The organism is Arthrobacter sp. BB-1, assembly GCF_006151685.1.
In the GTDB taxonomy this organism is placed as follows: Bacteria; Actinomycetota; Actinomycetes; order Actinomycetales; family Micrococcaceae; genus Arthrobacter.
Genome location: NZ_VDEV01000043.1, coordinates 63,347 through 72,121 on the forward strand (window position 1 = coordinate 63,347; position 8,775 = coordinate 72,121).

General features: G+C 61.3%; 8 protein-coding genes. 4 read left to right on the forward strand and 4 right to left on the reverse strand.

Annotated features, from left to right (window positions below; genetic code table 11):
- Positions 1 to 631: 631 nt before the first annotated feature.
- A complete protein-coding gene (locus FHJ30_RS20600; protein WP_139031115.1) occupies positions 632 to 1,030 on the reverse strand; it encodes an ester cyclase in 399 nt (132 codons plus the stop codon).
- Positions 1,031 to 1,181: 151 nt separating this feature from the next.
- Here FHJ30_RS20600 and FHJ30_RS20605 point away from each other — a divergent pair, with 151 nt between their 5' ends.
- Together FHJ30_RS20605 and FHJ30_RS20610 are read left to right on the forward strand one after the other, a co-directional pair.
- Positions 1,182 to 2,141 (forward strand): arsenic resistance protein, encoded by a 960-nt coding sequence (locus FHJ30_RS20605; protein WP_139031122.1) that lies wholly within the window; start codon positions 1,182 to 1,184, stop codon positions 2,139 to 2,141.
- Between the two features lie 304 nt (positions 2,142 to 2,445).
- Complete coding sequence (locus FHJ30_RS20610) at positions 2,446 to 2,745, forward strand: DUF4193 domain-containing protein (RefSeq protein WP_139031116.1); 300 nt, start codon at positions 2,446 to 2,448, stop codon at positions 2,743 to 2,745.
- Between the two features lie 187 nt (positions 2,746 to 2,932).
- Here the strand turns inward: FHJ30_RS20610 and FHJ30_RS20615 are convergent, their stop codons facing one another.
- From FHJ30_RS20615 to FHJ30_RS20625, 3 genes are read right to left on the reverse strand one after another with little or no spacing between them, the layout of a single operon-like run.
- Positions 2,933 to 3,373: a hypothetical protein gene (locus FHJ30_RS20615; protein ID WP_139031117.1), complete on the reverse strand. Its 441-nt coding sequence runs from the start codon at positions 3,371 to 3,373 to the stop codon at positions 2,933 to 2,935.
- Positions 3,374 to 3,402: 29 nt separating this feature from the next.
- Positions 3,403 to 5,805 carry a tyrosine-type recombinase/integrase gene (locus tag FHJ30_RS20620; protein WP_139031118.1) on the reverse strand — a complete coding sequence of 801 codons (2,403 nt, stop codon included), beginning with the start codon at positions 5,803 to 5,805 and terminating at the stop codon, positions 3,403 to 3,405.
- A complete protein-coding gene (locus FHJ30_RS20625) occupies positions 5,802 to 7,004 on the reverse strand; it encodes a tyrosine-type recombinase/integrase (RefSeq protein ID WP_139031119.1) in 1,203 nt (400 codons plus the stop codon). The genes FHJ30_RS20620 and FHJ30_RS20625 overlap by 4 nt, the downstream gene beginning before the upstream one ends.
- 525 nt (positions 7,005 to 7,529) lie before the next feature.
- Here FHJ30_RS20625 and FHJ30_RS20630 point away from each other — a divergent pair.
- Positions 7,530 to 7,802 carry a hypothetical protein gene (locus tag FHJ30_RS20630; protein ID WP_240793788.1) on the forward strand — a complete coding sequence of 91 codons (273 nt, stop codon included), beginning with the start codon at positions 7,530 to 7,532 and terminating at the stop codon, positions 7,800 to 7,802.
- 800 nt (positions 7,803 to 8,602) lie between these two features.
- Positions 8,603 to 8,775: hypothetical protein (locus FHJ30_RS21940; RefSeq protein WP_306669400.1), on the forward strand; the 173-nt coding region annotated here is incomplete at its 3' end.

Below are 8,775 nucleotides of genomic sequence, written 5' to 3' on the forward strand. Positions count from 1 at the left end.
CTTGGTCGAATTCGGTGCCACGAGAGGGTCCTTCCACGGAGAATCAGGGGACTCGACCGAAAAGCCCGCGTCAACCCGATTCAGGCCGCACCAACAGTTCCGTTAATCCGGCAAGCGCCGGGCCCGCCCTCCGGAACGGCTCAGTGAGACTCGCGTCCGCACCGGAACAGGCTCTTCGTCGAGAAAAATGTCGCCGATGCTGAACGCGGCAGTGGTGTACCGCACCACATCTGAATGTAGCCACGCCCAGCCCGACAGCCCCACCGTAGGCACGCACTCTTAACTCCTTATGAACAGCCGGTCGACAAAAGCTGTCATCAGGATGTTGCTATGAAACCCAGCGCCAGACGCGGCTCCGAGGAACGCGCCTGGGCGACCCATAGCGGCATCGTTGGCAGATATAGGCAGGTTCTGTACCGAGGGGATGGAGTTTTTGCGGTGCATTATCCACAGCAGGAGCACTGGCGGGCAGTATCAGAGTCCATGTTTGGTGAGGGCTTCCCCTAATTTATCGACGGTGGGCCCCCCCGTGCCTGCGGGCGTGCGGGAAATCCGGCAGGCGAGATCGTGCTGGGGCTTCGTCGGGGCAAGATATCGGCCCAGTCTGCTGTGATCGTGGGGGAGCCTCGGCTCAACGCAGGCGAGAATCAGCGATAAGACCCAGCTGGCAGAACCGTGTCAGGTTGTCTTCGATTCCCCACCCGCCGTCAATCAACCCATGACGGAAAGTAAAAAAGTAGACCTCGTCCACTCGCTCAAATCGCCTGCCGGTGGGAGGATGCCCGCGCCAGGCACCAAGATGTGTACCTGAACACCGCAAGCGTGCGACGACGGTATCGCCGTCACCGACCATCTGCACGATGTCCATCGTGACGTCCGGAAAGGATTTCAGGAACGGTTTGACCCATTCACGTGCCTTGTTTACCGCCCGGGCTGTATACAACTGCTCGAAGACGGCCAGGTCCCCGCTGCTGATGGCCTTGACCAACAGGGAAACCACGCGCTTATTGTGATCGACGGCCTCACTCATGCATCAAAGTTACGTGGTGCCGGTTCCAGAGTCGTGCCTATGGTGTCCGAACTCGTTTGCAGCCAAGCGGGTGTGAGGCTGGTCGTTTCAACGTGCGGTAAGCCCGTCACCTAGCATTGGCACGGTGACTACCAGGAACTTCGTGGCATGGATGGAACGCCACCAGATCGGCCTGTATCTTGTCGGGATCGGCATTGGCGGTGCGGTTGGTTTCCTAGCTCCCGGTTCGGCCGGGGCCCTGGAGCAGTCAATCAACCCGGTGCTCGGGCTGCTACTTTACGCGACCTTCCTTAGCATTCCGTTCGCTTCCATCGGCAAAGCCGCGAAGGATGTGCGGTTCCTGGCCACGGTGCTGGTTCTGAACTTCATCATTGTTCCGGTGGTGGTCTTCGGACTGACCCGGTTTATCGCCGGGGAACAGGCCCTGCTGGTGGGTGTCCTTCTGGTGCTGCTGACGCCGTGCATTGACTACGTGATCGTGTTCAGTGGCTTGGCGGGCGGAGCCAGCGACAGGCTTCTGGCTGCTGCTCCGGTGCTGATGCTGGCGCAGATGCTTCTACTGCCGGTTTATCTCCTGGTCTTTGTTGGTTCCGATCTGGTCGCGGCCATTGACCCGGCACCCTTCGTTGAAGCCCTTGTCGTGCTGATCATCATTCCGCTGGCCGCCGCCGCGCTGACCCAGGCGCTGGCCCGCCGGGAACCACTTGGCCGGCAGATCATAGGCCTGATGCAGGCACTGATGGTCCCGCTGATGATGACCACCTTGGCCGTCGTTGTCGGTTCCCAAATCGTAGGGGTCGGCCAGGAAATCGGCTCGCTGCTGGCAGTGGTACCGCTCTATGCCGCGTTCTTGCTCGTGATGGTCCCGCTGGGGCTGGCCGCGGCCAGAATGTCCCGCCTCAATCCCGCTGCCACACGTGCGGTGATTTTCAGCGGCGCCACCCGCAATTCCCTGGTCGTTCTCCCGCTGGCACTGGCACTCCCCGGTCCGCTGGCCCTGGCGTCCCTGGTCGTCGTAACGCAGACCCTCATCGAGCTGATTGGCATGGTCCTCTATGTCCGCTTCCTGCCCCTGATCGTCCCGACCGAACCCCGGCGGCAGCCCGCCTAATCTGCAAAGAATCCCGACGTCTTGACCTTCGAGCCGACTTTGAAGATTGCATGGACTTCTCGGACTTTTGCACTTTTCGGCCGCACCCCGCCGATTTTCAAACGCCGATAACGGATATTCCGTTAACTTGCCTCTCTCGGCCAAGTCGGCCGGCTACGACGTCGCCCGGGCGTTGGCATAGGCCTTTCCTCTTCCCGATCTATAGGGGAGGGGGAGGAACAGCACCGCTTTTTGGGGAATTCTTCCCACGTCCTGTACGTCGCAGGACCGGTAACCCACCCCAACAGAGAAGAGATGCACCGCCGTGGCAACCGATTACGACGAACTACGCACCGACGTTAAGGAGTCCCAGGAGAACTCGCTGGAGGCCCTGAAGTCCGCCAAAGCACCGGATGCCAAGTCTGTGGTTCAGGAACTCGACGAGGCTGACACCCTCGACGGCCTCACCCCGGGCGGCGAGTTCATTGCCGAAGAGCTCGTTGTGCAGGTCATTCCGCAGGCTGAGGATGAGTTCACCTGCAACTCGTGCTTCCTGGTCCGCCACCGTTCGCAGAAGGCGCGCGAGAAGGACGGCCATGCCTACTGTATCGAATGTGAGGGCTGAGCCCCACTACTGGCCAGCTGTCCCGGAGCAGGTCTGGGACAGCATCCGCGAAGAATTTACCCTGCCAACCGCGGCAAACATGGAGACCCACTTCCGGTCCTTGGGCGAGCCCGAAGGGATACGCCGAACCGTCCGGGTGTTTTTATCCGGACTACTGAGGCTGGCGCTTCTCTTTACTGCAGTTGGGTTAAGGCACCCGCTTCCCGTCGTAACCCCATAGACGTCCTATCCGGGCGAGTGCAACGTATGGTGAATGCCATTCGACTGGGATGTCGTGCAGCCACTCCTGGAGCTCCTCCAAGGTGCCGAATGGCTGGTCAGGGTCGTCATCGCCGGGACCAGCATCATCTTTATCGACCAACCAGTAGTCGGCCCAGTATGAGAAGTCGGCTGGCTTGTACTCACGGTCGAGTGCAGCGTCGCCGTATACCGTGATCAAGAGGTCGTGCCCCACGTACGGCCCGCTGAGTACCGTGCCCGTGAACTCACGGCGGCCTGCGCCGATGGCGTCCCAGTGTGGTCCGTATCCGTACTCTGGCTCGGGCCTGGATTCCAGTTCCTGCACGCGGGCTTTCCGTGCTTGCCACTTTGGATCCAGTTTCAGGCGGAGGGTCAACCATTTCGACATCTTCTAATGATGCCGCCAAGGTCGGCGCATCAGACTGAACCCGATGGATCAGCTCTGAAGGCTGGCCGGGACCGGGGGATGCCTAGTTCGACGACTTCCCGGTCGAGGTGGTTCTGCAGCTTGAACATCTGGGCAAGCTTCATTTCGGCGCTGTTGAGCGTGACCCGAAGTCCTTCGGCATCGCCGAGCCAGCCATGTTGTTCGGCTTCGGCGATGCGTTCTTCGAGGTTGTCGATGATGTCCTGGAGCCTGTTGATCTGGCTGGGATCCGGACGGAGAAGGGCACAGCGGAGGCAGGCGTGTTCGTGTTGGCAGCCCGTGCCGTAGGCTCGCCCGCAGCTGCCCAGGCTGAGTTTGCGTTGCACGAAATGGGCTTCGAATTCGTCCCATTCGGCGGCGGTTGGTTCGCGGTATTCTTCGGTGGGCCGAACGACCCGTCGCTTTTCGATAAAGGTGCGGTGGTGCCGGATGACGTCTCGGGGATAGATCGCTGCGTATCCCTGAGTCGTCGCCAGGCTGGCGTGCCCCATCAGCACCTGCACGATATGTGGAGGCAGGCCGCTGGCTAGTGCCTCGGTTGCGAAGATGCGACGGAAATCGTGCGGGGTGAACCTCACCTCGGCACCGCTGACCTTGATATGTGCGCGTCCTGCTAAGTCATTGAGCAGTGTGGAAACGGTGGCGGTCGTCATCACCGTTGGCGGTCCGGCCCCTCGGCGGCGGACGAACAGGTGCGGAAGGGGCGAGCTCAGCACTTTCTCGGCTGAGTCCCATCGCTGTGTCAGAGGTGCACCGCCAGTGTCTTTGGTGATACGAGAAAGCACTCGGTAGAGGACGTGCACGAGCTCAGGACCTGCCACCATCAGACGCTCGGTGTCGGTCTTGCTCGGAGCGAAGTGCAGCAGCGGTAGGGTCTCCCCGGTCGTTGGAACCTTGTAGGGCTGGATGCTCATGTGCACCAACTCGAGGACTTCTTCGATCCGTGCACCGGTGTGGCGAAGTGTCTCAACGAGCGCCCAGGTCCAGAAGGCGTTGTCCTCTTCCAAGGAAAGGTCCCGGTCCTTTCCGTTGCGCCGAATCCGGATATGCGCATGTTGACTGCTCTGGAAGACTTCCCAAGCCTCGCCGTCCATGTCGATGGTTTGGCCGGCGCCGGCTGCAGTGGCATCCGCCAGGGCTGCCTCTGCTGCGCGCAGGGCCCGCTCGGCCGCCTCCACCAGGCGGGGCAACACGGGTGCCAGTTCTCGGGTGCGTTGTTGCATCGTTGCGATGGTGGCGCGTCGGTGCTTCACGTAACCGCGGGTTTCGGCGAAGGTAATCGGGCTTGGGGCGACCCATTGCGCCCAGAAGGCATCTTCGAGTGCCCATTGGCTGATGTCGAGATAGAACGCCCGGATGGAGAAGAAGACGCTGTAAACTTCCCGGCGCGGCGTGCCGTCGGCTTTGAATTTGACCCTGGCTTTCCAGCCGGCTGCCTGCTCCGGGGTCAGTGCGAAGCTGCTTTGGTCAGGGTAGTGCTTGACGATGTCGGCGAAGAAGAGGCCGGCCAGATACCTGCCCAATGCGCAGAGCGAGGCGTAGTCGAGGCCAGCCGACCGGACCTGCATATAGCGGATGAGTGGTTCCCGGCACGGGCCGGTGATGTTGTAGAAGTCGACTATCTCATCCACCGTTTTCGGTCCGACGCGGAGCCGTGTGGGCATGGTCCCGGATTCGTGTTTGATCCATCCCAGTCTGTGCATTACGGGCCATACGGCGGTCAGTCCGCTGCGGCCGACTTCGATCAGTTTCCCGGGAAGCTGCGTAGTGAGTTCGAGGATGTCTTCGGATGTGAGCTGGCGGATCGATTTGCCGGTATGGGCTTGGATGCGGCCGAGGGTGAGGATCCCGCTGGTGGCCAGGGTCGGTGAAACCTTCGCCTGAAGGAGGGCGTATTCGAGTTCAGCTGTGTGGGTGGGGTCCCGGAACCGGCTGAGTGCTTTCCAGAAGGCAAAGCGCTGACCCGCGATCCACCGATGGGAGGGGCGCATGACGTCCAGGGCCAGCAGCGGTCCTATCGCCGCGTTGAGCCCTTCGACTTCGTTGCGATTCTGCGGGGTCTTGCTTGAAACGCCGGCTACTCTGAGTCGCCATGTCAGAGCGTCATGGCCGACCTGGTCCTCGAACAGCGCCCAGCGGTCCTGCCAGGTCTCCCCCGGCAACTGCCTCAAATGGCCGAGGAAGCGCCTAATACGCGCCCCGTGATCGTTCAGATGTGGCCAGTATGGGCGGCAGTCCCCAAGACGGTTGATGATGTCCTCAATGGAGGCGCTGGTCAGTGGTCCAGGCGGAATGGGCGGCAGTGCGGGCGGTTGTTGTTCTTGTGGTGGCGGCGTGAGGTCGTTCCAGCTTCGTCGTTTGGTCTGGATCCTGTTGATGGGCGGAGTTTTCATTGGTTCCCCCAAAGCACGCGCAACTCATCGGGTTTATAGGGCTGACCGGCCGGTGAACTATCAATGGCAGGGGAAGTCCTGCTGCTCAGATGGGTCCTGTAATGCTCGATGACTTCCTCCATGTGTGGGACCGTGTAAACCGTGGTCGTAGCCAGCGACTGGTGACCCAGCAACTCCTGGACTTCGTGAAGGCCCATCCCGCCCTCAAGCGCGCGGATCGCGAACGTGTGGCGCAGATCGTGCAGGGTCCAGTTCGAACCAAGCAGCTCGTTGCAGCGTCTCAGTACGGCGCGCATGGCTTCGTAGGACAGAGGGCGGGGCTCGCCACGCAGCGTGAGCCAAACCGGTTCATCCGGACCGGCAACGCCTCCTTCGAGCTGGTAGAGCCGAAGCCATACGAAAGCATCAGGTGCAGCGGGCAACCATTGCAGTTGGCCACCTTTGCGGTAAACGCCGATCAGCTGGTCGCCCACGTTGATCCTGTCGCCTGTGAGCCCGAGCAACTCACTCGCCCGCGCGCCGCTGCTGACATAAAACGCCACCAACGCCCGGTCCCTGTTGGACCGCAAACGCCGGAAGAGATCGTTGAACTTTCCATCCGGAATTGATCTGGGCACCCGGTGCGCCTCGCGCTGACGGAAGGGTTGGCGCCGCACTGGGGCAAAATCCCGTAGAGGGTCATGATGCGCATGGGATCGCCCACGGCGCAGCCCGAAGGGATTCACGATGGGCCCGTCTCCCATCCGAAGCTGGAAGGCGTAAAACTCCTTACACACCGTCGTCGTGTGGTTGATCGTCGCGGGTGAGTAACGCATTCCGAGATGCTTCTTTCCCGTGACAATGTTCCGGCTCTCGCGCCGCCGCGGGACGTTACGATTCCCGACGAACTTCTCGGCCTGGCGAGCCCACAACACGAAGTCACGCGCTTCGAGGGACGTTGCTTGCTCCCAACTGACCCCGACGGCCCACAAAAATCGAAGGAACCGAAGCAACGACAGGGCGTAGGTCCGCAACGTTTGAGGCGAATAGTCCGTGGCTGCCAGCTCAAGCAGATACTCCGTGGCAGGAGCGAACTCCTGTCCCGACGCGTCGATAACCACGAACCCAGGAACACCCGAGCGAGGGATCACCCGTCCGACGTTCGCGACAGTCAGTTCCACCACTAGATGCCGCTCCGAACTGCGATCCGAGAGATCCATGCCCAAAGCATGCCCCTGACAGGGCTCATCCCCGATCGGTGACACGCGCCGTGAACCGTCAACTTAGTCCGGTAAACAGATCATCGGCAAGGAAACCTTCTGCCCGGGCTTCCAGCTCAAAGACGGAGTTCTCCACGAAGCCGTACTGCGGCGGCTCTTTGACCACGCCATGGCGCTAAAGGTCCCGCACAACGTGTTCCCCGCGTGGATGGGTCAGCCCGCTGTCAGCCGGGACGTGCTCCAGACCCGTGGACATGCTGGACAGCATGACGCTGCTCCAGAGCTCCCTCGCTGCTTTCGCAGACAGGCACCGCCCGGTCGAAAAACGCCGCTGACGCCTTGATGGCTACCCTCTTTGGCCAGGCGTGCATGATTCGAGGTCTTCAGCTGGTTTTAGGTTCTGATCTTCAGCAGTGCCACGTGAGGCTCGACTCGCTTGGAGCGAAAAAGGAATAGGGAAGTCTTCCAGCGCCTTGTTGCTGATGGGGCCGCTGACCGTTGGCTGCCTCATTCGAAAGGACCCTCTTGCCCACAGCTTTCATTCCCTTCACCATGCGCGCGTCAGCCCGTAATGACCACCGCGGCACCTTCCGCACTGACATTAAACGACTGAGCGCCGGACACCGGCACTGGGCGCCCCTTGACGTGCTCAGGTCCACGAATACCCAGGCTGTTTTCCGCGGTGCCGTCCCGAAGGGCGCACACACCGCGACTGATGCGAGCCTTGCACGCTTCCTCCAGGACCGTCTCGCCACTGCTGACATCCATCTGGACCTCAGCGTCACGATCGAGCGATAGCCGACCCCAAAGCCCCGGACCACGGTCCGGGGCTTTTCTTGTGCCCGTTATAGTCACGAGCCCGGTCAGGCCAAAGGAAGGCCAAAGGAGCAATGATCGGCGTGGCGTCAGAATAGGACGAATTTTCCGTTTTATTGACAGTCGCTCATGATGTTCTCAAATCCCACCCTGACAGTCGAATGGCAGGAAACCGAGGTGCGGTAGCCCGAGAATCATCGAAATAGGCCAAGAAATCGGGACTCGATGAGACTCGCTTGCGGCAGGAGCTGACGAATTCCCCTCTTGCGGCTCGACAGGTGACTGAGAACAAGACCGAAGCCCAACCGGCAGGTGAATCCTCCCTTGCGAGACCGCCTTCACGTCAGGCTGGGGCGTGCCCTAACTGGGCCGAATTGTACCATTTCCACGAATGGGAACTCTTGCGCTCGGGCCCGAATTAGCGTTTCGTGCGGGCTTTTTCAGCGGACAGTCCCTGGTCGTGCGGGAACCGTTGGGTCCACAATTGCCCCACTCGAAGGTCAAAGTCCAATCTCGCCAGCGCTATAACATCAACACGATGAACCCGGCGACGGCGCAGGCTATAGCTACGCCGGTCAGGACCATGCCAGGACGGTGAGAGTGTTCTCGTTTCGGGGCGGTTCCAGGCGCCATCGGGAGGGGTGGCAGGTGTCGTAGTAGAGGTTAGTCATCTGTCCTGCTGTCAGCCCGGTGGCCTGTTTCCACTACGGTTCCCGCGGCATCGTCCTGATGACCATCCACAGTCTTGGTAGCAGGGCGTGGAAGTCTGGGACCGGGAAGGCATGCGCAAACTCTGGTTCGCCTCCAAGATCAAGGTCTACGGCGGCGTCGCCGAAGCCGAATTCCTCAACGAAGTCGCCCACCTCGTCGGTCCCTCGTGGCCGCGCCATCATTTTCGCGTCCGGCGCCCCCCCCCCCCCCCCCCCCCCCCCCCCCCCCCCCCCCCCCCCCCCCC